The sequence below is a fragment of the Methanogenium cariaci JCM 10550 genome (genome assembly GCF_001315945.1).
In the GTDB taxonomy this organism is placed as follows: Archaea; Halobacteriota; Methanomicrobia; order Methanomicrobiales; family Methanomicrobiaceae; genus Methanogenium; species Methanogenium cariaci.
On record NZ_BBBG01000001.1, the window covers coordinates 199,232 to 219,805 of the forward strand.

Sequence of the window (20,574 nt, forward strand, 5' to 3'; positions counted from 1 at the left end):
CCCCCTGCGGCGGAACGCTCAGCCTTCTACTTTTCCGTTTCATCTTCTGCCGCACGGCTCTTATCAGCGTCTGTTTCGGACCCGTTGCGTCTTTGATACCAGATGCGTCCCCCCCAGGCAAGGATCATGCCGATCACAAACGCGAGGGTGATGCTGCCCACAAAGGAGATGACTGCATGATGCCGGTCACGGCGAGAGAGTCAGTTTTGGTTGCGTGAATGCCCAGTTCAATCGCCACGAACAGGAGGAGGGCACCGAATATGCCGGTGGGGGGGATGATGGAGAGCACGCCAGCTGATGCAAAGAAGATGGCAAAGGCAAGCAGGATGATGCCTGCGATGATATTTGCCCCCCCGCCGGTGCGTGCACCGAAGCGGTACTGTCCGGCCATGCCGCCTGCGCCGTGGCACATGGGGGGGAAGCCGCCGAACGGAACCGAGACCAGATTCATCACCCCCCCGATGGTTGCGGAGAGGCGGTCTGGTTTTATTTCATGGCGGAAGAGGTCAAGGGTCAGCAGGGAGGTCGCAAGAATGGCATTGGTGATCGTGAGCGGCACCTGCGGGAGGACAAGGTCGGTGAATGCCGGGAAGAAGACCTCCGGTGAGGGCAGAAAGAACGCAGGAAGAGCGGGGGGGATGGCGAACTCCGGCATACCGGTGATCAGAATTCCCGCCCCCCCACACCGCCGAAGACCACAATAAGAGCAGAGATGTCCGGCACCCGGGTGTACTTCGCACCGACCCAGAAGAGGCCGATGACCAGCGTGGCCGCCGCAAACGGAATGATATCACCTGTTGCAAACCCGAAGGCCGAACGGAGCAGCAGAAGCGCCAGACCCGCCTGCACACCCCCGGATGACATTCTGCGGGATGTATCGTTTCAGTGCCTCCATCCATCGCATCATACCTGCCAAAAGAAAGAAGATACCGATGATGATGCCTGACGCGGCGATGATGTCATGCGTGAGAGATCCGGAAATCACCACCGCCCCCCCAACCGCCTTCATCGGTTCGATGGGCACCGGCAGGCGATAGTAGAACCCGGAAATGATGAACCAGAAAGCGAAAAAGAAGAGGATGTGACTGATATTCATATCTGACACGAGGGCCACCCCCCCGAAGACGATCGGAAGAATGGTCCCGAAGTCGCCCACCGACCCCCCCGCCGCCTCCCTCAACGTAAAGGCAGGTTTCGGGAGCTGGTCTGCAGTATCAGGGTGATGGTTCAGAATATTCATGTTGTCTCCGTCCCATTCACGGGATAGTCAGAAAAGTATCCCGTTTTTATGACGATAGGTATTGTGGTATCACGGTCCCTCTGCACTATTGTCAGGATGCCAGAACAGTTATGGCGCAGGGGGGGTCACCGATGAGATCTTTGCCGCGAGTGCAGCAACTGTCCCTTCCCCCCCCAGCAGTGCGTTTGCCTCGTCGGGCATTGATTCCTTAATGATTTCCAGAAAGAGTAACGTGCCCTCATTCGTCGTTGAGATACCCACCCGTTCCTCTCTTCGGACCAGATTTTTATCCTCCATCGTGTCGAAGACTGGGAGGACATAGTAATGGGGGGGCACATCAAGATACCGGGCGAACCGACGGGCGGTGGGAAACCGGATTCTTGTTTCTTCTGCGGAATATTCAACAGAAATGCGCTGATCTTCCCGGATAAGAATGTCAGCCGCTGCCTGAAAGAGTGCCGGTATGTTAAGTGACGCCATAGAAGTATGCGGTATTTGGCAGGAAAAGAAAAAAAAGTTAGTGGTTAGTCCTTACCTTTCCCGGATTCTTTTGGATTCGGTTCGAGCATCACAATCTCTGCACCGATATCAGCAGAAATTATCTCCAGCTCCTTTTTCCGGAAATGGCCGGCTTCCATTTTCAGCTTCTCCTCTCCCTTTCCGGTGACCGCAACAACCTTGAACATGGGCTGATGCGCACCTTCTCCGACCTTCTGTCGTGGACGTACATATATCTTCATGCTGTTCTCCTCCTCTCCTTCTGCGTGGAGACAGCCAAAAATAGGTGGGATAGTATTTATTCTTTGTCGCCATCGGTGTGGCGGAAGGTTTCCATGTAGACCAGTGTTGCACCGGTGTCCTCTGCGATCATCTCGAGTTCGGATTTGCGGAGGCGCTTGGCCTGGAATTTGACTTTTTGTGTTCCTTCCCCGGTGATGGCAACAATCCTGAACTGCTGCTGGTCGACATCGTCATTGTTTCTGTTGCGTGGCCGCACGTAAATCTTCATTGTTTTCACATCCTACAGTTGGTAAACATCTGTTATATCAACTGGTATATCCATATGTGTCCTGTCAGATAATATAAATGTATGTAATTTATCGGAGAGATGTGTATGTCTTTTTGGCGTTATTTTGTCTGTCTGACGAAAGAAAACGGGAAACCTTTATTGATATACGGTTAATCTTTGGTGAGTGAATTCATGATAAAACGACGGGAGATAAAAAACAAATTACAGGGAGAGACACTGGTACGTAAATCCCTGGAGTATGGGGAGCATCAGGACCGGACCATACGGATTGCACCGAATCTGAATGTGGTCAAGATCGGCGGACACGGTACGGTTGACTTTGGTTCAACAGTGCTTTTGCCCCCCCTGCTTGATGAGATCCGGGAGCTCAAAGCAGAGCACGATATGCTTGTCGTGGTGGGCGGCGGTGTCCGTGTCCGTCATGTGATGGACATCGGCATTGACCTCGGCATGCCAACCGGGATTCTTGCAGAACTCTCCGGTGAAGTGAGCATCCAGAATGCAAAGATGGTTGCGGCATTGCTCGCCGAAGATGGGGGTATCTGCGTTGAAGTGGACGATATCATGGATATTCCGATGCTGATGAAGATGGGCCTTCTGCCGATTATGGCGGGCACGCCACCCTACAGTTACTTTGAAGAACCCTCCCCCCCGGCACCTTCATCCCGCAGCACCGGACCGATACGGGAGCATTCCTCGCCGCAGAGGTGATCGGGGGGGCAAAGTCATGTATCCTGCTGAAGAATGTCGACGGCCTCTTCACCGAAAATCCGTTTGTCAACCCTGAGGCAGAGCTTATCAAGGAGATCACGGCCAAAGACTTGCTCGCGATGAATCTGGACGATATGGTGCTGGAGCGCAAGGTCGTCGAACTGTTGATGCATGCAAAAAATATCCGGGAGATACGTATCATCAACGGGCATGAACGCGGCAATCTGGTACGTGCCCTCAACGGTGAAAACCCCCCCGGCACGCTGATCACCGCGGATTAAATCCGCAATCTCTTTTTTTGCTGTGACTACCGGTATCCGGTCTGCCACAGGATCGTTTCAGCCACCGGACAGCGGGTGCAAAGAGGTGACTTTTACCATCTGGGGGGGGATAACATATGGACAATGAAGGTAACCGTCCTTGCGAGCGGCAGTAAAGGAAACAGCGTCTATATTGAAGGGTCCGGGGGGGGTGCCCTTCTGGTGGATGCCGGCATCAGCAGCCGCCGTATCCGGTCATCTGTTGAGGCCTGCAAAGGAGATATCTCCCGTGTGGAAGGGCTCTGTATCACCCACGAGCACTCCGATCACATCCGGGGCATCGATGTCCTCACCCGCCAGTGTCCAATGACCGTCTTTGGCACCGGGGGCACGCTTGCCGGGGGTGAAAGAAACCCTGAAATCACCGGGCACCGCCTCTCTTTCCCGGGTTCTGCCGGGAGAGGCGTTTGATACCGGCACGTTCTCGGTGACCCCCCCGTTCTCCACCTTCCATGACGCAGCAGACCCGACCGGGTTCTGCATATCAGACGGTGAGGTGACCGTGGGTGTCTGCACCGATACCGGGATGGTGACGTCTGCAATGATGCCCTGCCTCTCCCGCTGTGATGCCCTCGTCCTCGAAAGCAACCACTGCCCGGTGATGCTTGAAAACGGGCCCTATCCGGAATTTCTGAAACAGCGGATTGCCGACAAAAACCGGGGGGGTCACCTCTCCAACCAGGCGGCGTCCAATGTGTTGAGTGAACTCTGCCCGGATCTCTCGGTGGCGGTGCTGGCCCACCTCTCGGAGAAGAACAATACACCGGAGAAGGCCCTTCTGACCGCCCGTGAGACCCTCTCCTCCTCTTCTCATGACGTAACACTGGAAGTCGGCCTTCAGCATGCCGTGACCCGGACCATTGAGGTGTGAAGAGATGTCGATGGAATTTCAGGAATTCTCCCGGATCTGTGAGACGCTGGAACAGACTCCGGGCAGACTTGCGATGACCGCTTTTGTCCGGGACGCACTCTCCACTCTGGATGAGGCGGACATTCCGCTTTTCATCCGCTACCTGATGGGGGGGCGGCCCTTCCCTGACTGGAGTCAGGAGAAGATCGGTGTCGGGCCGGGGGGGAGTGTCTACGACGCGGTGGCCTATGTGGCAGGCAGAAATCGCCGGGCGGTTGTCAGTGCCATCAACCGCAGCGGGGATCCCGGCAAATCGGTCGAGTCTCTGCTTGCAAAAAAAGAGCAGACGTCATTTTTTTCCGAGTCCCTGACCCTCGCTGACATCGGACGTGACTTCACGCTCCTTGCCGCAACCGGCGGCAACAAGTCCCAGAAAGAGAAGGACCGGGTACTGCGCAGGCTCTTTGCGAACGCCTCCCCCCCTCTTGAAGGGCGGTATCTTGCCCGCCTGCTTCTGGGGGGGGAACTGAGAATCGGCATCGGCGAAGGAACGATGCGGGATGCCATAGCAGCTGCCTTCGGGGTCAGTTCTGCTGCCGTGGAGCATGCCGGTCAGGCGGCAAACGACCTTGGTGAGGTGGCCCTTATCGCACGCAAAGGAGAGGCTGCCTTACATGAGGTTCATATCGAACCGTTCCGGCCGCTGAAGATGATGCTTGCCAAACAGGGAACGGTGACCGATATGCTTGATGGGGGGGTGGGGGGGGTTCTTGCAGCCGAATACAAATATGACGGCACCCGGTTTCAGTTCCATAAGCGGGACGGCATATGCCGGATGTACTCCCGGAGACTGGAGGAGGTGACCCATGCCATCCCCCCCGATGTCGTCGCCATGCTTGATGCGGCCACATCGCATGACGTCATCCTTGACGGGGGGGAGGTCATCGCCGTTCGTGACGGCCGTCCCCCTGCCCTTCCAGTATGTGCTCCGCCGGTTCCGGCGCAAACATGACATCGCTTCACACATTGAGGAGATCACTCTCGTCCCCAATATCTTCGACATCCTCTGGCTTGACGGTGAGACACTCATTGACCTGCCCTTTGCCGAGCGCAGAGAGCGCCTTGCGGCAGCCGTTTCCGACACCTATGTCGCCCCCCCAGCTCATGAGCGGGGGGGATGAGGATGAGATTGATGTCCTCTACCGTACGGCCCTCGACGACGGGCATGAAGGTATCATGATCAAAGATCCCCCCCGCTCCCCCCCGTATACGCCGGGTGTCCGGGGCAAATTCTGGGTGAAGATAAAACCGGCGGTGGACACCATTGACCTGGTGGTCACCGGTGCGGAGTGGGGTGAAGGAAAACGGGCCCATATCTTCGGGTCATTCCTCCTTTCCTGTCTGGGTGAAGACGGCTCGTTTATCCCTCTCTCCAAGGTGGCGACCGGATTTTCGGATGAGGCCCTGCAGGAGATGTATGCGGCCCTCTCCGGTCTGGTTATTTCAGAGGAAGGAAAGCAGGTCCACGTTGAACCACAGATTGTGGTGGAAGTCGGATATGCGGAAGTGCAGAAGAGTCCCAGTTACGCCGGTGGGTTTGCCCTCCGGTTCCCCCGTTTCATCCGTCTCAGGGATGATAAAAGCCCGGATGAGATTGAATCCCTCCGGATGATTGAAGAACGGTTTACTGCGCAGTCCGCTCGGTGAGGGTGACGAAGCGGTAGACCTGCCGCTCCCGGTCCCCCTTCGACATAGGCATAGTAGTCATCCCCGGTGCACAGAGTTTGCCAAAGTCCACCTCCCCCCCCGTGAAATCGGTGTATTTGATCATCATCAGGGTTCCATTTTTTGTCTCCAGACAGATTTTTCCGTCTGATAGGGGTTCCTTTGTTTCCCAGTCCGTGACACGGAACGCAATTCCGCTGTTGTCCATTCTCTCCCTGCTCACCTCCGTCTCCATCTCCGGAGGGGGCCCGGATATGATAGGATTCATCATCTTTTACGATTTCTGTCGGTTCCTGCACAAAGATCATGATGTAGAATCCGACCAGATAGAGCAGGAGGCCTGCCGCACCGACGATGATGATGCCAAAGACAATTTCCGGGAAGTAGTACCGGAATATCTGAACAACATAGGCGAATACATCTGTCGCCACATAGGTTCAATGAGCACAATAAAGTCTGTTATCAGGAGCAGTGTCCCGACAGTCAGGTAGAGAATGGCAAGAATCAGCGCAACATTCCTCGCGACCGGGTTCACTTTTGTCCGCCGGGCGTTTCTCTTACCGATAACGTAGAAGATACCGATGAAGACGGCCACCAGGATGAGTGCCGCAATCATGATCTGCAGATACTGGTTTGCGCTCAGACCATCGTAGATTCGCTGTACTCCCGCTGCCTGGACCGGCATAACAAGCGCTGATGCCACCCCGGAGCCAAACAGTGTTCCCCCCCAACACATATTCATATAAATTATGCTTCAGGTTTCAGATATTTAATTCCCTTGATTTGGTCATAAGAAGTCCGAGAGGTTCTTCTGAGTCGAAATCTCCCGGAGCAGGTACTGTGACCCGCCCAGGTATCCGTGCCGAGGACGGCGGTGGCATACCGCTGTGCCCCCCCTGCGAGGTCTTCAAAGGCCGCGGGAGGCTGTGCCATCGCCCGGCGTGCTGCCTCCCGGATCACCCAGGTGCCAAGGGGGGGCCCAGTATGAACCGGCGACACTCCGGATCACAATGGCCCTCCCGGATCTGCCGGTGGTGCGCAGATAATCGAGGACGGCGAGTCGTGCGGAATAGTAGGCACCGGCAATAGGGGGGGAATACCCGGATTTCCCCTTTCCTGCTTTCCCCGTCTGTCATGACGCACCCGTTGTGCCGCCCCCCACATACTGCCCGCCTGCCAGTGCTCGATCATCTCATAGCGGAAATCTCCGGGGGGGGTGAGAATGCAGACGATGGTGTTCCCGTGCAGGGTGGCGGTAAAGACGAGATACTCGTCCAGTGCGGCGTTCCGGGAGATGCCTGCCCTGCCTGCCTTTCCCAGCATGTCGTCAACGGCGGTGATGCTCCACCGGGTTGGGACCACCTTGCGCTGTCTGCCCAGAAGACCGGCACTCAAAAGCTGGGAGACCTGATGCACGCCGACGCCATCCCGGTAGAGATCCCACACCGCATCGGCCGCCTTCAGGTCGGTGTCGCCCACCGCTTTTTCGACCGGGCGGGGGGTTTTGGCATTGTCCAGCACGTCTATTTTTCTCATATCCCCCCCGAGAGACCGACGGGGGGGGTAATCGTCCCGTCAAACCGGAGGTCGAATGCAACCGGACGGGTGAACGCGACCTCCACATCCAGGGGGGGCACCGCGGAGAGGGCAATCTCCTGCATCGCATCCGCCCCCCCCGTGATGTAGCGGCGGTATTCCCGCGTATCGTCCGGGACCGGACGCTGACGATGTCATCGATGGTGTAGGCCTTCTCCACCCAGACCTCGGGGGGGTTGTCGCTCTCCCCCCGATAAGGAGCGGGCCCCCGGCCATCTTCGGGTAGGCGTGTGTTCCGACAAAGACTGACGGTGCCCCCCCGCCCATATAGGAGTCGGTGGTCTTCACCCGGGCGGAGGCATGGAACCGCTCCATCACCGGACACCGGGGCAGACCGCACATCCCTTTGCCCTTGCACTGGGAACAGAGCTGACCGGGTCTCATCGTGCATCCCTTACGATGCGGATGTCCCGGCGGGTGCAAAGGGTATCGGTCACCCAGCAGTCCCAGTGGCAGGGAGCGGGGGGATGGTCGATGCAATCTCCAGCCCCCCCTTCTCGTCATCCCTGCCCTCGGTCACCTCGACAATGACGGAACCCCCCCTACAACAGGAGTGATCAACAACGGTGTCCGCGTCACCGTCGGTCACCCCGAAGATGGGGGGGATGCCGAGATGGGCGCATATGTGACCGCAGACTGCGGTGGTGTCGTCACCGATTGAGACCACTCCGCAGGTGTCGGTATCCACCTGAGAATAGATGTCGCAGGCAGCGTGGTCGATGACGGCAATGCGCCCGGACGGGGGGGCACGCCTCTCTGCCACCTGCGCCCCCTGTGACCGGACCGCACCTGACTTGCACCATGCCCGGGAGATGTCCACCGGGCCGTTCCGGAGGAGTTTCTCGATGCCGTGGGCCTTGAGCGTGATGCCGGATACGGCCCGGAGTCCCTCTTCATCCGGAGCAATGACGGCGATCTCTGCGGTGGCGTGACCGATGACGATGCCGTTGACAAAGACCGGCTCCCCCCCCGGAATGCACCCGCGAATTTCCCGCATGCAGCCTTCCGGTGTCCGGACATCCGCCGTTTTGAACACTGCCGCAAATCCGAGGCGGCGTGCTGCCTCCTCTGTCAGGCCGGGGGGGTCTGCACCGTTCCACCCGAATACCGTCCTGCTGCTGCATTCGATATGATAGACCGGTCGGTCAGACCGGGACGCCACGATCCGTCCGAACTCCTCGCCTGAGGCAGGGGGGGTTTTTCCCCGGTTCAGCAGCCATGCATCTGTTTCCGGTGGCAGGTGCCGGATAACCAGCGACGGTGGCCGGGTATTGAACCAGCAGGGAAACCCGGATTCCTCTGCTGCCGTCCGGGCCATTACACCGGCGACGATGATCTCTTCCGGGTGCAGTGCGGCACTGACCGTTTCGATGTCGCCCGTATCAAAGACCTCCGGGCCGTGGGCGATGATGGTACATCCTTCAGGCATTCCGGTCTCTCCTCATTGCGGGTCTTTTTGTCAGGGGGGGTATTGTTTTCATCATGGAAAGTTTAGAGAAATGGTTCGCGTGTCTTCATGCCGATATCAAACCGGGAATGGCAGTTGGGGGGGCAGATGCAGAAGGCGTACCCCGCCTCAACCCTGAGGATCGTTTCGCGGTCCATGCACCAGCGTTGGTTGACGCAGGAAAAAATGGTTCTGGTGCTGCCCAACCGTTCGGATGACGGCACTGGTTCCGATGGAGGCCGGGGGGGGCGTGCACCCGTCACCGTGGATGACGTAAGGTCTCCTGAATCTCGTTCCAGAGCAGCACTCTTCCGTTCTCTGTTGCATACCGTGGGGGAGAAGTCGGGCACCGAAAGTTTTCGTGCCTCTTCGATGGCCTCCTCCAGCCGTTCGGTGTCCGCCTCATCCCCCCCCGGATCATCACGCCTGCACCCATCCCGGTGATGGCGCGGGCATTATTGCCCTGTTCAGGGTGGTGCGGGTCGATTACCATCACCACCGGTTTCCCGAAAAAGAGCGCCTCGTGCAGGGTGGTGAGACCGCCGTGGAGGATGGCGACCTCGGCACAGCAGAGGTGGGACAGAAGATCCGGCACATAGCCGTGGGTATGGAAGTTCTCTGTCGTCTCCGGCAGCCCCGGCATCTGGGCAAAGACCTCAAAGGAGAGGTCACGGCGGCGTCCGGCGATCTCCGCCAGATGCCGGTAGAGGGGGGGATCTTGAACGGTTCGCCGCCGAATGAGGCAAAGATGGTCTTCTCTGTACACGGATATGTGTCACGGGAGATGTCGATGAGAGGGCCGATGAACCGGTAGTGTTCCTCCCGTCCGGGAGGTATGGCGATATTGTAGTTGCTCACGGTGGCAGGCGGGGGGGCAAAGTCGGGGGGGATGATGACCCTGTCCGGCAGGGTGAGGTACCAGGAGACCAGACGGCTCAGGGCGGCCCATCCGTTCTCTCCGCCGCCTGCAAGGGTGGAGAACCGGTTCTGGTTGGTGATAAAGAGCACCGGCACGTCATCACGCCGGGCCGCTTCAACCGGTGCATACATCGTGTCCGCGATGACGATATCCGGTTGTATGTCGGCGATCAGGGTGCGTGCCTGCCGATAGGACCGGGTGAGGTCACGGGGGGGTACGCTTTTTGAATCCCAGAGGGTCTTTCTGATGCAGAAGAGACCCCCGTTTCCTGCGAGGGTCACTTCGCGAGGAGTGTTGCGCAGACGCGGCCACCCCGCCTTGGTGAGGAAGGCATGGGACTGGCCGTATGCGGCGAGATGGCAGACAGCACCCTGTGTTTCACAATATTGTGCTGCCTTCAGGCAGCGTGAGGTGTGCCCCCCCAGCCCTTCTCCGCAGACAAAGAAGAGGATGATGGGGTGGCCGGTCTGTTCATCCGTATGTTCCGGGGTAGGGGACTGATGGGAATGAGATGTCGCTGCCATACGCAATGCTCTGTGCTCCTGTATACACAATGGGCAGAGAGGCAGAAAAGAAGCATGGTATGGCTCTGCCGGACAGTGGCCGCCGGGATGGAGTTAAGGGTCCGGACGGTCTCTGATCGGCATGTCCGTGTCCCTCTCTTTTTCTCCCGTGCCGGTTTTTAAGCGGTAATAATTTCCGCTGGAATCGAATGCGGTCATCTTCCCGTTGCTGTCATAGAATTCACCGCCGGGATGATGGGACTGTCCGTCAAGGTTTAACCAGTAGCGGGGGGGTTCTTTATTCTCATCGAATACGATATGGTATGCCACGGACGGGCAGTTATATCGGTTGGATATATACTGTGCAATCGTATCGAAGTCCGTTTTATTATTGGTCATATAGACCTCCGCATAGGCATGGCCCCCCTCCGTCAGCGCCCTCTGCCATAATCACCCGGGTGTTCCCTCCTGTCGATTCAATCAGTGATGCGATTACGATTGCAAAATCGTCACAATCCCCCTTTTAGGCCAAGTTCGATGGTATTGCTTGCAGGAGAAAAGTATTCTTGTCCTTCCGGGTCGGAGACATATGTCCATTGTTTATGCGTTTTTTCCCATATGTCGCATAGCTGGGCGATGTTTCTCTCACCCGCATGGGATTTGTCAATCAGGGAAAGGGCATAATCCCGTGTTGTCGGGTGTTGTGTATCCATCGCATCCCTGATCTGCAGGGCCCACTCTTTTTCCTGAGAGGAAAAATAATTGGCATTTGCGGATGATTTCATCATTAAGATGCCGTTGGTAACCGCAAATACCACAACAAAAATGATCATCAGTCTGATCAGCAGCGTTCCGCCATTCCATCCCGAATGGGTCATTTCCCGGTTGTTATCAGTATGTTCCGGGAATTCCTGCCGGTTAAACGGAATATAATCCCCCCCGTCATATTCGATATATTCCCTGCCCCTGATGGCGATATGGTGGGCGTTTTTGAAGTGGTATTCGGCTCCGCCGATGGGTATGGTCTCATCGGCGGTGTAATACTCGTCTTCGATATCGTGGAGATCAAAAGGAAAGTTCTCCCGTTTGTGGGGGTAACAGGATGCCGTCGCATTCCAGAAACTCTTCCCCCCCGTTGATGATGAGGTGGTGGACACGGTTAACAACGAAATGCGCCCCCCCGTCAGTGGTGAAATTCTCGTTTTGGACATGGAATTCATGTTCAAAGTCTATTTCATCATCTTCCGGCTCACTGTTCTGTCCGGGAGTGTCGAGAGCGATGTCGTATGCTTTCTTTTTTTCTGCATCTGAAAGGACTGCATACGCCTCGTGGATCTCCCGGAATTTCTCCGGTGCTCTCGGATGTGACGATACGTCGATGGTACGTCTGTAGAAGACTGTGGTACGCATTTGAAATATCGGAATGACTTGCGTCACGGCTCAGTCCCAGTATCTCATAATATCGACATGCTCTTTTCATTGCGCCACCGGGGTACCATTTTGTTGTCGCTGATGGTAATAAATTTAAATATCAATTACGGTGCCTATATTTAATACATTGCCAATTGTGGATTTTTATTAGAATTTATTATTAATGATATTCCGGCACGGGTCGACACCATCCGTACCTTGGCTGGCACTTCTTTTGCTTCTTCACGATCAAACCGGCAGGGAGCCTGCGACGGTAGTCATGGGTTGTTGATGTTAGAGGAGACCGGCCACCGGTGTTAGCCGTATCAAAAAAATCGTGTCGGGTGGTATGCGACCCTCCTCTGCAGCATACCATCAAGGGAGACAACTCCGGGAATCCGGACAAACTAATCCGGACGAAAATCGTATGGTGGCTTCAAAGAGCGACTGCCCCTGCCACATCCGGGACGAAACAGCTGTGGATAACCTATCTGAAACAACCGCATGAACGCGATCTGACTTGTAAAAACCGTGTTGTCAGAATACCTGACTCTGAAAAAACGACCGAAATGTTACCGAAGAGGAACCAAAAGAAGAATGTATGGGCCCGCTGAGATTCGAACTCAGGACCTCCGCCATGTCAAGGCGACGTCATAACCAGCTAGACCACGAGCTTGTGCCTGTGCCTACATACCTTGGATGTGGGATTATAAAAATGATTTGTTTTGTTTCCGGCATCAGTGGTTTTTCGGGAGCCTGATGCCGGTTTTTGTGTCAGTTATCAGATATGTGCATAGCGTGCGGTGGAGACGCCGTCGATTTTGACGATCTCGTCCATCGCTTCCTGGGGGACTGCCGCATCCACGTTCAGGACCATGATGGCCTCCTGACCGGGTTCGTTACGACCGACCTGCATGCCTGCGATATTGACATCATACCGGCCGATGATGGTGGCAAACTGTCCGATGACACCGGGCACATCACGGTGGCGTGAAATGACCACGTCGCCGCCCGGCGTCATGTCGGTCATGTACTCGCCGATGGCGACGACGCGGATCTTCTCCGGGGGGGTGGCAACGTTACCGGAGACAGACTCCTGCATCGTGTCGGTCTTCAGCTTGATGGTGATGATGTTGGTGAATCCCTTTGACTCGGGGGGGTGATGCTCTCACTGATGCGGATGCCGCGTTCTTTTGCGGCAAATTCGGCGTTCACGATGTTGACCGGTTCCTGCAGGATCGGATCAAGCATACCCTTGAGTGCAAGGCGGGTGATGTATTTGGTGTTCCGGCCGAAGTCTGCCGCCTTACCGCCGTACTCGATCTCGACAGACTCGAGTCTGCCGTCGATGAGCTGAATTAAGAGTTTGCCCATCTTCTGTGCCAGCAATGCGTACGGCTCGATTCTCTCCTGCTGATCGAGAGGTACCATCGGGGGGGCGTTCACGACAAAGCGTGCACATCCGCCCTCAAGCACATCAATGCACTGCTTTGCGACCGAGACCGCCACATTCTGCTGTGCCTCAACCGTGGATGCGCCGAGGTGCGGGGTGGTGATGACCTGTGGGAGTGCGACAATGCGCTGGTCCTTTGGTGGTTCGTTCTCGTAGACATCAAGCGCTGCGCCTGCAACCTTTCCTGCTTCGATGGCATCAGCGAGTGCCTCTTCATCAATGATGCCGCCGCGGGCACAGTTGACGATGCGCACACCGGTCTTCATCTGCGCGATCGTCTCGGTATTGATGAGGTGGCGTGTCTCTTTGACCAGCGGTGTGTGGACCGTGATGAAGTCTGCCTGGGGGGGGAAGAGTTCGTCCAGAGTGCAGACCTCGACACCGAGTTCCTTGGCCCGTTCCCGGTTGATATACGGATCGTATGCGACACAGCGCATCTCAAGAGCATTTGCCCGTTTTGCGAGTTCCTGCCCGATACGTCCGAATCCGACAATGCCGAGCACCTTGTTGTTGAGTTCGACACCCATGAACTGGGAACGCTTCCACTCGCCCGCCTTGACCGATGCGGTCGCCTGCGGGATATTGCGCGAGAGCGACATCATCATGGCAAGTGTGTGTTCGCATGCGGCAAGGGTGTTGCCGGAGGGTGCATTTGCAACGATGATGCCCTTCTCGGTTGCTGCATCAAGATTGATATTGTCGACACCTGCACCGGCCCGTCCGATGTACTTCAGCTTCTCTGCTGCTGCAAGCACTTCGGCGGTAACCTGTGTCCCGCTACGCACAAGCAGTCCGTCATACGTCCCGATGATCGCAATCAGTTCTTCTTCGGTGAGGCCCGTCTTCACATCGACGTTGCAATATTCACGAAGTATATCAACGCCTTCGTCTGCCAGTGTGTCACTGACCAGTACTGTAAAATCCGTCACTATTGTTCCCTGTTACTTGTTATTCTTTGTTGATATTCATGGTTTGCCTGAATCTTCGATGTTCAGAGACAGGGGGGGCATATGATCTGCGTTGGCAGGGGGGGGAAAACACGCACTCTGTTGATGTAGTGTGGGGGGGCAATGTCGGGGGGGCCACTCATCGTTCCCTTGCGGTAACTTGAATAGGTTTCCGGGGGGGGACACATATTAATCATCGTGGTACGTTCGCCACCGTGGTAGCAAATTGATTCAATATTCAGGTGACCCATGAGCATGACAAAAGTCCCCAATATTCTGTGGCTAGCTGAAATACGGAAAGATGATCTCCCTCCGTCGGTGGAAAGGGTGCATCTCTTGGAGAAATGACCTCCGTCGGTCTGCCGGTGCCAAACGCATTTGTAGTGACCGCACAGGCATTCCGCCGGTATATCGAGGATGCGAAGATTGACACAGAGATATTCTCACTCCTCTCCGGTCTCGACGTCGAAAATTCGGATCTTCTGGAGAAGACGGCAGCAGATGTGAAAGGCATCGTCATGAAGACGCCGGTGCCGGACGGGATCAGAGAAGACATCATCTGCTCATACATGACGATGGGAGATGATGTTGTGGTTGCTGTGCGTTCCAGTGCAACGGCAGAAGACCTTCCTGATGCCAGTTTTGCCGGCCAGCAGGATACCTACCTGAACATTAAGGGTGTAGACGCCCTCGTTGAGGCAGTCCAGATGTGCTGGGCCTCCCTCTACGGGGGGGCGCGGGCTATCTACTACCGCGCCAAACAGGGATTTGACGATTCCATCGTCGATATCGCAGTAGTTGTGCAGATATTGATTCGTTCCGAGAAGGCCGGTGTGCTTTTCTCGTCCCATCCGGTCACCGGTGAACCGACCTCTATCGTTGAAGGTTCATGGGGTCTGGGAGAGGCGGTCGTCTCCGGAATGGTCTCCCCTGACAACTATGTATATGACCAGCGTTCACGACGGGTTGTCGACCGTTATATTGCGACCAAGAAGGTTGAAATTCTGCCCGACGGGGGGGAACACGGGACAAAGGAAGTCTCTGTTTCCCCCCCGGAGCGGCAGGAAGCACCGGTGCTCTCGGATGATGAGATTGCGGCCCTCGCAAAGTTCGGAAAAGTGTCTGAGTTGCATTACGGTGTCCCGCAGGATGTGGAATGGAGCATTGTCGGCGACACCATCTATGTCCTCCAGTCACGGCCCATTACCACGATTGTCGGGAACACCGGTGTTGTGCAGGAGATGGAGAGCACCGGAGATATCCTGCTTGAAGGTCAGGGTGCATCCCCGGGGGGGATTGCCACCGGGCGCGTCGTCATTGTCACAACGGTAAAAGATCTTGGCCGGATAAACGACGGTGACATCATGGTCGCAAAGATGACCAACCCCCCCGATATGGTGCCGGGTATGCGCAAGGTGAGCGCGATCATCACCGACGAAGGCGGCATGACCTGTCACGCGGCGATTGTCTCCCGTGAACTGGGCACACCTGCTGTCGTCGGGACAAAGAATGCCACCCACGTCCTCAAAGAGGGAGACATCGTGACGGTGGACGGCGAGAAGGGTATCGTCTTTGAAGGTGCTGTCGCTCTCGCTCAGGAGGATGCACCCGCGGTTGCTGTTGCCGCCGCCGCACCCATCATCACCGCAACCTCGGTTAAGGTGAACGTCTCCCTTGCGGAGGCCGCTGCACGTGCGGCCGCCACCGGGGCGGACGGTGTGGGCCTCTTAAGAATTGAGCACATGATTCTCGGCCTCGGCAAGACCCCCGGATGGTACATCCGCAACGATAAGGAAGAGGATTTCATCACTGAGCTCTATGATGGCATCAAGGTGGTCTTAGACGCATTCCCCGGCAAGCCGGTATGGGTCAGAACCCTGGACGCTCCGACAGACGAGTTCCGGAACATGGAAGGCGGAGAGGACGAGCCGGAAGAGCACAACCCGATGCTTGGATGGCGCGGCATCCGCCGTGACCTTCAGCAGACCGAGCAGTTCCGCCTGCAGGTTGAGGTATTCAAACGCCTCTGGAGTCAGGGATACAGCAATATGGGCCTGATGTTCCCGCTCGTGGGACATCCGGACGAGTTCATTCAGGCAAAGCAGATGCTTGCCGGCTGGGGGGGTGTGGATGTGGAGAACACCACCCTTGGTATCATGGTTGAAATTCCATCCAGTGCACTGATGATCGACGAGTTCATTGCGGCAGGAATCAACTTTGCCTCCTTCGGCACCAATGATCTGATCCAGTATACGCTGGCAATAGACCGCAACAATCAGAATGTGGCGGACATGTACTTCCCAAAACACCCGGCCGTCCTGAAACTCATTAAATATGCCATCGAAAGGTGCCGTGAAGGCGGTGTCGAGTGTTCCATATGCGGGCAGGCAGGGTCCGACCCTGAGATGGTGGAGTGGCTCATCAAGACCGGTATCTCCAGCGTCTCCTCAAACATTGACGCGGTGCAGAAGATCCGTGTGACCGCTGCCCGAACCGAGCAGCGGATGATCCTTGACATGGCGAGACGATAGATGCGCAGCCACGGCGTAGCAGAAGAGGAACTCTTCTCTTTTTTACATCGGTCAGAGAGAAGGATCGGCGTTATCGACATGTGCTCAGTTCGATGTGCTCGCTGCCTCATCCGGTGGCCGTGCGGGCAATGAACCTTTTTATTGAGTCAAATCTTGGTGACCCGGGTCTCTTTGAAGGAACGGCCTCTCTTGAGGCACTTCTCGTTGAACGGCTGGGTTCGCTGATGCATCTTCCGGAGGCCTGCGGATATGCGACCTCAGGCGGTACGGAATCCAACCTGCAGGCATTGAGGATGGCACGCAGGGATGCAAGTGTGCGTTCCCCCCCCAATGTCATCGTGCCGGAATCAGCCCATTTCTCGTTTGAGAAGGCGTGTGAAATTCTCTGTCTTGAGATGCGGGTGGCACCTTCGGGTGACGGATACCGGATGGACGCAGAGGCGGCAGCCAGTCTTGCCGACAAAAATACCATCGCCCTCGTGGGCGTGGCTGGCACCACCGAATACGGGGGTGGTCGACCCGATTGCCGCCCTTGCGGATATCGCAGTGGACAAGGGCATCGCTCTTCACGTCGACGCGGCATTTGGCGGGCTGGTTCTGCCGTTTCTGCCCGAAGCCCCCCCTCTCTTTGACTTCCAGCTGGACGGGGTCACCAGTATATCGGTTGATCCCCCCCATAAGATGGGGATGTCAACGATCCCGGTCGGCTGCCTCCTGACACGCGACCCCTCCATGCTCTGTTCCCTGAACGTAGACACTCCCTACCTGACGGTAAAACAGGAGTTTACGCTTGCAGGCACCCGTTCCGGTGGAGCGGTAGCAGGCGCCCTTGCGGTCATTGAACATCTGGGGCGTGACGGCTTTACCACCGTTGTGGCGGAGTGCATGGCAAACCACCGCCGTCTCACGGACGGTATGGCCGCCCTCGGCTATCCGGTTCTTGCCGAACCCGAGGTGAATGTCGCAGCGTTCGACTGCCCGCTCAGTCCCGAAGGGTGGCAGGTCTCACGCACCCGTCACGGGCATATGAGAATTGTCTGTATGCCCCACATCACCACCACCATAATCGAAGAATTTCTGAAGGATATTGGCGATATGCATGTTTAAAAAACTGGTTTCTTCTCTTGAATCATGCCCGATGGTACAGCGCGGCGACTACCACTACTTTATCCACCCGGTGAGCGACGGCGTGCCTCTCGTCGAACCGGCCTGTTGCGGGAGATCGCGGTCGAGATGGTGCGTGTGCTGGACTTCACCGGGGTACAAAAGATCGTGGTGGCAGAGGCGATGGGTATTCACATCGGTGTGGCCCTCTCGCTTATTACCGATATTCCCCCCCTTTGCATTGTCCGGAAACGGAATTATGACCTGCCGGGTGAGGTGGCTTTGCACCAGTCCACCGGCTACTCCAAGGGAGAACTCTATCTCAATGGTGTTGAGTCCGGCGATCGGGTCATCATCGTTGACGATGTGCTCTCCACCGGCGGTACGATGAAGGCCCTGCTTGAAGGCCTTGCGATTGCGGGTGCTGAAGTGCAGGATGTCCTTGTGGTCATTAAACGTGGCGAATGTGATATCGGCCGACCCTATAAGGCGCTCGTGGAAATTGAAGTCGATGAGTCAGGCGTGCATGTCAAAGATACTTTCTTCTGAAACGTGGGAACAGCTTCGTGCATCCCCCCCTGCCCGGACGGTGGCCCTCCAGTTTCCGGAAGGCTCAAACGCCGGGCCCCGGAGACGGCCGCCGCCCTGAAAGAGGCGGGGGGGTATGCCGTCATTATCAGCGGAGATCCGTGTTATGGCGCCTGTGATCTCGCAACGGATGCGCTGGACCTTGCCGACGTGCTCATCCATTTCGGTCATGCACCAGTGGACAGCCGTCCCGGCGTGATCTATGAGTATGTGCGGTTTGATTTTGACCCGGAAATCGCAGAAAATGCCATTGCTCTGTTAGACCCGGCCCAACCGGTGGGACTGGTCACCACGGTTCAGCATGCGCACCTCACCGATGCGGTCGCAGCAGTCCTTGAGGGCCACGGGTTTACGGTTGTGGTGGGTGACGGCAATGCACGCACTCCCTGCCGCGGGCAGGTGCTGGGCTGTTCCTATGCCACCGCACGTGCGGCAGGCACCAGCCAGTTTCTGTATATCGGCACCGGTGTCTTCCATGCAATAGGCGTCGGGCTTGCCACCGGGGGGGCACGGGTGGTGGCCCTTGACCCGTACACGGGAGTTGTGGAAGAGGCCGATGCCAGCCGACTCCTGCGTCGCCGGTTTGCCCAGATCGAGAAGGCACGAGAGGCAGAGACGGTGGGGGGGATCATTCTCAGCACCAAGACCGGTCAGCGACGGGAGGAACTTGCCCGGCATCTGGCGTCCCTTTCGCCTGTGGCAGACATCATCTGCATGCAGGAGGTCTCGCCCGACTCCCTTTTGAACCTTGGGTATGCATGTTACGTCAACACCGCCTGCCCGCGTCTGGCCTATGACGATCAGGTGCGGTTTCCGGTGCCGGTCCTTTCCCCGCCGGAGTATGAGATCGTGCGGGGGGGCATCCGTGACTGGGACGATTATATTATCGATGAGATCTGATCATGCGTATTCGTCAGCTTGAGATACTACTGGAAAAATGTGCAGGGTTTCCCGACCCGGACGCGAGAAGCGAACAGTATGCCACCCCCCCTGCAGTGGTGGCGCCCGTCTCCTCTATGAAGCGAACCGTCAGGGCGATATCCGGGGCATGCGGGTGGTCGACCTCGGCTGCGGGACGGGTATTCTTGCCTGCGGTGCAGCCCTCCTTGGCGCAGGAGAAGTCATCGGCATCGACTGGGACAGAGGAGCCCTTGCCGTGGCTCGGGAAAATGCGGCAGCACTCGGATGCGACGTCACCTTTCTGGAAGCGGATGTCTCCCGCTCCGGTGCGGATATTCCGCCTGCCGATACGGTCATCATGAACCCTCCCTTCGGTGCCCAGCGGGCCCATGCGGATCGGCCGTTCATCGACGCCGGGCTTGCTTCCGCAGAGGTGGTATGGGGGGGTATCTTCAACAGCGGGTCGCGTTCCTTTCTGGAGTCATACATTCGCGGCCGGGCCGTCGTTGACACCGAGATTTCAGCCACATTTCCCATCCGCCGGACCTTTGCCCATCACACCCGCGATATCATGGCAATCCCTGTCGACTTTATCCGTTTGGTGCGTACCGGAGAAGATGAACTATGACAAACCTCCGGCCCATCATGGGCCTTTCCGCGGCCCATGTGGTGACAGATATCTACTCCCCCCCCGTGCTCTCGGCCATCCTGCCACTTCTGATACTTGAATACGGTTACTCCTACTTTCTCGCAGCTCATTGTCACCGTATGGAACCTGACCTCGTCATTTACCCAGCCGCTCTTTGGCTGGCTGAATGACCAACGGGGCTTTGGGGGGGTGCCGGTGAAATACACCATCCTCATCTGTGCGTTTTTCATCTCCTGTATCGGGCTGATATCCAATTACTGGCTGACACTGCTCTTCGCCGCCTGTGCGGCACTCGGGCATGCCCTCTTTCATCCGAGTGCCCTGTCCCTCGTCTCCCGTCTCGCCTCCGGGCCCAACCGGGGACGTCTCACCTCTTTTTTCGTAGTAGGAGGGAACATCGGGTTTGCCGTAGGGCCTTTGATCGCCGGAGTGCTGGTCACGCTATGGGGGACTTCCCGGCCTGGTGGTCATGATCATTCCCGGTATCTGCATGGCTGTCATCCTGCACGTGATCATCCCGAAGGGAATCGATGCCCAACCGGAGGCATCCGCCCCCCCCTGTTCCTTCTCCGATCTCTTCCTCAGATTCCTCGGCTGCCCCCCCGACAGAGAACGGTTTCCAAAAATACCATGGCATATCGCTTCTGATCA

The 20,574-nt window shown here is 56.9% G+C and carries 25 protein-coding genes and 9 pseudogenes; 11 read left to right on the forward strand and 23 right to left on the reverse strand.

What is annotated here, in order from left to right; translation table 11 throughout:
- Window positions 1–26: 26 nt before the first annotated feature.
- The 7 genes from JCM10550_RS24090 to JCM10550_RS01265 all read right to left on the reverse strand — a co-directional run bounded on the left by JCM10550_RS24090 (window position 27) and on the right by JCM10550_RS01265 (window position 2,249).
- Complete coding sequence (locus JCM10550_RS24090; protein ID WP_281175204.1) at window positions 27–161, reverse strand: hypothetical protein; 135 nt, start codon at window positions 159–161, stop codon at window positions 27–29.
- On the reverse strand, window positions 134–655 hold the full coding sequence (locus JCM10550_RS21305; RefSeq protein ID WP_245618575.1) for a putative sulfate/molybdate transporter: 522 nt from the start codon (window positions 653–655) through the stop codon (window positions 134–136). Before JCM10550_RS21305 ends, JCM10550_RS24090 begins: the two co-directional genes overlap by 28 nt.
- A gap of 8 nt (window positions 656–663) precedes the next feature.
- Entirely contained in the window at window positions 664–849 is a 186-nt protein-coding gene (locus tag JCM10550_RS21310) for a hypothetical protein (RefSeq protein ID WP_245618576.1), read from the reverse strand.
- Window positions 791–1,240, reverse strand: a complete 450-nt coding sequence (locus JCM10550_RS21315) for a putative sulfate/molybdate transporter (RefSeq protein WP_245618577.1) — start codon at window positions 1,238–1,240, stop codon at window positions 791–793. Before JCM10550_RS21315 ends, JCM10550_RS21310 begins: the two co-directional genes overlap by 59 nt.
- A gap of 108 nt (window positions 1,241–1,348) precedes the next feature.
- Entirely contained in the window at window positions 1,349–1,720 is a 372-nt protein-coding gene (locus tag JCM10550_RS01255) for a hypothetical protein (RefSeq protein ID WP_062396421.1), read from the reverse strand.
- Between the two features lie 44 nt (window positions 1,721–1,764).
- Window positions 1,765–1,980 carry a hypothetical protein gene (locus JCM10550_RS01260; RefSeq protein ID WP_062396422.1) on the reverse strand — a complete coding sequence of 72 codons (216 nt, stop codon included), beginning with the start codon at window positions 1,978–1,980 and terminating at the stop codon, window positions 1,765–1,767.
- Between the two features lie 56 nt (window positions 1,981–2,036).
- Window positions 2,037–2,249, reverse strand: coding sequence for a hypothetical protein (locus tag JCM10550_RS01265; protein WP_062396424.1), 213 nt, complete (start codon window positions 2,247–2,249; stop codon window positions 2,037–2,039).
- A gap of 192 nt (window positions 2,250–2,441) precedes the next feature.
- On the opposite strand from JCM10550_RS01265, the pseudogene JCM10550_RS01270 reads away from it, so the two are divergent.
- The 4 genes and pseudogenes from JCM10550_RS01270 to JCM10550_RS01285 all read left to right on the forward strand — a co-directional run bounded on the left by JCM10550_RS01270 (window position 2,442) and on the right by JCM10550_RS01285 (window position 5,858).
- A pseudogene (locus JCM10550_RS01270) lies at window positions 2,442–3,262 on the forward strand (uridylate kinase).
- Window positions 3,263–3,385: 123 nt separating this feature from the next.
- The gene (locus JCM10550_RS01275) at window positions 3,386–3,712 is read left to right on the forward strand and encodes an MBL fold metallo-hydrolase (RefSeq protein WP_062396426.1); all 327 of its coding nucleotides are present in this window, start codon (window positions 3,386–3,388) and stop codon (window positions 3,710–3,712) included.
- Window positions 3,645–4,172 carry an MBL fold metallo-hydrolase gene (locus JCM10550_RS01280; protein WP_157199814.1) on the forward strand — a complete coding sequence of 176 codons (528 nt, stop codon included), beginning with the start codon at window positions 3,645–3,647 and terminating at the stop codon, window positions 4,170–4,172. Before JCM10550_RS01275 ends, JCM10550_RS01280 begins: the two co-directional genes overlap by 68 nt.
- A gap of 10 nt (window positions 4,173–4,182) precedes the next feature.
- A pseudogene (locus JCM10550_RS01285) lies at window positions 4,183–5,858 on the forward strand (ATP-dependent DNA ligase).
- On the opposite strand, the gene JCM10550_RS01290 reads toward JCM10550_RS01285, so the two are convergent.
- The 16 genes and pseudogenes from JCM10550_RS01290 to JCM10550_RS01350 form a co-directional block, all read right to left on the reverse strand.
- Window positions 5,836–6,111 (reverse strand): hypothetical protein, encoded by a 276-nt coding sequence (locus tag JCM10550_RS01290; protein WP_157199815.1) that lies wholly within the window; start codon window positions 6,109–6,111, stop codon window positions 5,836–5,838. The pseudogene JCM10550_RS01285 and the gene JCM10550_RS01290 sit on opposite strands and share 23 nt — an antisense overlap.
- Window positions 6,112–6,180: 69 nt before the next feature.
- Window positions 6,181–6,579 (reverse strand): hypothetical protein, encoded by a 399-nt coding sequence (locus JCM10550_RS01295; protein WP_157199816.1) that lies wholly within the window; start codon window positions 6,577–6,579, stop codon window positions 6,181–6,183.
- A gap of 44 nt (window positions 6,580–6,623) precedes the next feature.
- Window positions 6,624–6,809: a hypothetical protein gene (locus JCM10550_RS21320; protein ID WP_245618620.1), complete on the reverse strand. Its 186-nt coding sequence runs from the start codon at window positions 6,807–6,809 to the stop codon at window positions 6,624–6,626.
- Window positions 6,784–6,963, reverse strand: coding sequence for a hypothetical protein (locus tag JCM10550_RS21325; RefSeq protein ID WP_245618621.1), 180 nt, complete (start codon window positions 6,961–6,963; stop codon window positions 6,784–6,786). Before JCM10550_RS21325 ends, JCM10550_RS21320 begins: the two co-directional genes overlap by 26 nt.
- A complete protein-coding gene (locus JCM10550_RS21330) occupies window positions 6,882–7,412 on the reverse strand; it encodes a hypothetical protein (protein ID WP_245618578.1) in 531 nt (176 codons plus the stop codon). The genes JCM10550_RS21325 and JCM10550_RS21330 overlap by 82 nt, the downstream gene beginning before the upstream one ends.
- Window positions 7,409–7,537 (reverse strand): hypothetical protein, encoded by a 129-nt coding sequence (locus JCM10550_RS24095; protein WP_281175222.1) that lies wholly within the window; start codon window positions 7,535–7,537, stop codon window positions 7,409–7,411. Before JCM10550_RS24095 ends, JCM10550_RS21330 begins: the two co-directional genes overlap by 4 nt.
- Window positions 7,538–7,727: 190 nt before the next feature.
- Window positions 7,728–7,787, reverse strand: a pseudogene (locus JCM10550_RS21335) (hypothetical protein); the annotation flags it as partial.
- A 118-nt stretch (window positions 7,788–7,905) separates the two neighbouring features.
- Window positions 7,906–8,901: a DUF2117 domain-containing protein gene (locus JCM10550_RS01305; RefSeq protein ID WP_062396432.1), complete on the reverse strand. Its 996-nt coding sequence runs from the start codon at window positions 8,899–8,901 to the stop codon at window positions 7,906–7,908.
- A gap of 62 nt (window positions 8,902–8,963) precedes the next feature.
- Complete coding sequence (locus JCM10550_RS01310; RefSeq protein WP_062396433.1) at window positions 8,964–9,182, reverse strand: hypothetical protein; 219 nt, start codon at window positions 9,180–9,182, stop codon at window positions 8,964–8,966.
- Window positions 9,179–9,514, reverse strand: coding sequence for a glycosyltransferase (locus tag JCM10550_RS16620; protein WP_172673725.1), 336 nt, complete (start codon window positions 9,512–9,514; stop codon window positions 9,179–9,181). Before JCM10550_RS16620 ends, JCM10550_RS01310 begins: the two co-directional genes overlap by 4 nt.
- Window positions 9,412–10,362 (reverse strand): hypothetical protein, encoded by a 951-nt coding sequence (locus JCM10550_RS17880; protein ID WP_062396437.1) that lies wholly within the window; start codon window positions 10,360–10,362, stop codon window positions 9,412–9,414. The genes JCM10550_RS16620 and JCM10550_RS17880 overlap by 103 nt, the downstream gene beginning before the upstream one ends.
- Window positions 10,363–10,455: 93 nt before the next feature.
- On the reverse strand, window positions 10,456–10,740 hold the full coding sequence (locus JCM10550_RS01325) for a hypothetical protein (protein ID WP_062396438.1): 285 nt from the start codon (window positions 10,738–10,740) through the stop codon (window positions 10,456–10,458).
- Window positions 10,741–10,850: 110 nt separating this feature from the next.
- Window positions 10,851–11,498, reverse strand: a complete 648-nt coding sequence (locus JCM10550_RS01330) for a hypothetical protein (protein WP_062396441.1) — start codon at window positions 11,496–11,498, stop codon at window positions 10,851–10,853.
- Window positions 11,407–11,751, reverse strand: a complete 345-nt coding sequence (locus JCM10550_RS16635; RefSeq protein WP_083475211.1) for a J domain-containing protein — start codon at window positions 11,749–11,751, stop codon at window positions 11,407–11,409. Before JCM10550_RS16635 ends, JCM10550_RS01330 begins: the two co-directional genes overlap by 92 nt.
- 781 nt (window positions 11,752–12,532) lie before the next feature.
- Window positions 12,533–14,133 (reverse strand): annotated as a pseudogene (gene serA / locus JCM10550_RS01345) (phosphoglycerate dehydrogenase).
- Window positions 14,134–14,195: 62 nt separating this feature from the next.
- Complete coding sequence (locus JCM10550_RS01350) at window positions 14,196–14,348, reverse strand: hypothetical protein (protein ID WP_157199818.1); 153 nt, start codon at window positions 14,346–14,348, stop codon at window positions 14,196–14,198.
- Between the two features lie 58 nt (window positions 14,349–14,406).
- Here JCM10550_RS01350 and ppsA point away from each other — a divergent pair.
- The 7 genes and pseudogenes from ppsA (at window position 14,407) to JCM10550_RS21345 (ending at window position 20,571) form a co-directional block, all read left to right on the forward strand.
- A pseudogene (gene ppsA / locus JCM10550_RS01355) lies at window positions 14,407–16,682 on the forward strand (phosphoenolpyruvate synthase).
- A pseudogene (mfnA, locus tag JCM10550_RS01360) lies at window positions 16,683–17,789 on the forward strand (tyrosine decarboxylase MfnA).
- Window positions 17,782–18,335: pseudogene (hpt, locus tag JCM10550_RS01365) on the forward strand (hypoxanthine/guanine phosphoribosyltransferase). The pseudogenes mfnA and hpt overlap by 8 nt, the downstream one beginning before the upstream one ends.
- Window positions 18,313–19,274, forward strand: a pseudogene (gene dph2, locus JCM10550_RS01370) (diphthamide biosynthesis enzyme Dph2). The pseudogenes hpt and dph2 overlap by 23 nt, the downstream one beginning before the upstream one ends.
- A gap of 2 nt (window positions 19,275–19,276) precedes the next feature.
- Window positions 19,277–19,902, forward strand: a pseudogene (locus tag JCM10550_RS01375) (METTL5 family protein).
- Window positions 19,899–20,093 (forward strand): hypothetical protein, encoded by a 195-nt coding sequence (locus JCM10550_RS21340; protein ID WP_245618627.1) that lies wholly within the window; start codon window positions 19,899–19,901, stop codon window positions 20,091–20,093. The pseudogene JCM10550_RS01375 and the gene JCM10550_RS21340 overlap by 4 nt, the downstream one beginning before the upstream one ends.
- Entirely contained in the window at window positions 19,999–20,571 is a 573-nt protein-coding gene (locus JCM10550_RS21345; protein WP_245618580.1) for an MFS transporter, read from the forward strand. Before JCM10550_RS21340 ends, JCM10550_RS21345 begins: the two co-directional genes overlap by 95 nt.
- Window positions 20,572–20,574 lie beyond the last annotated feature (3 nt).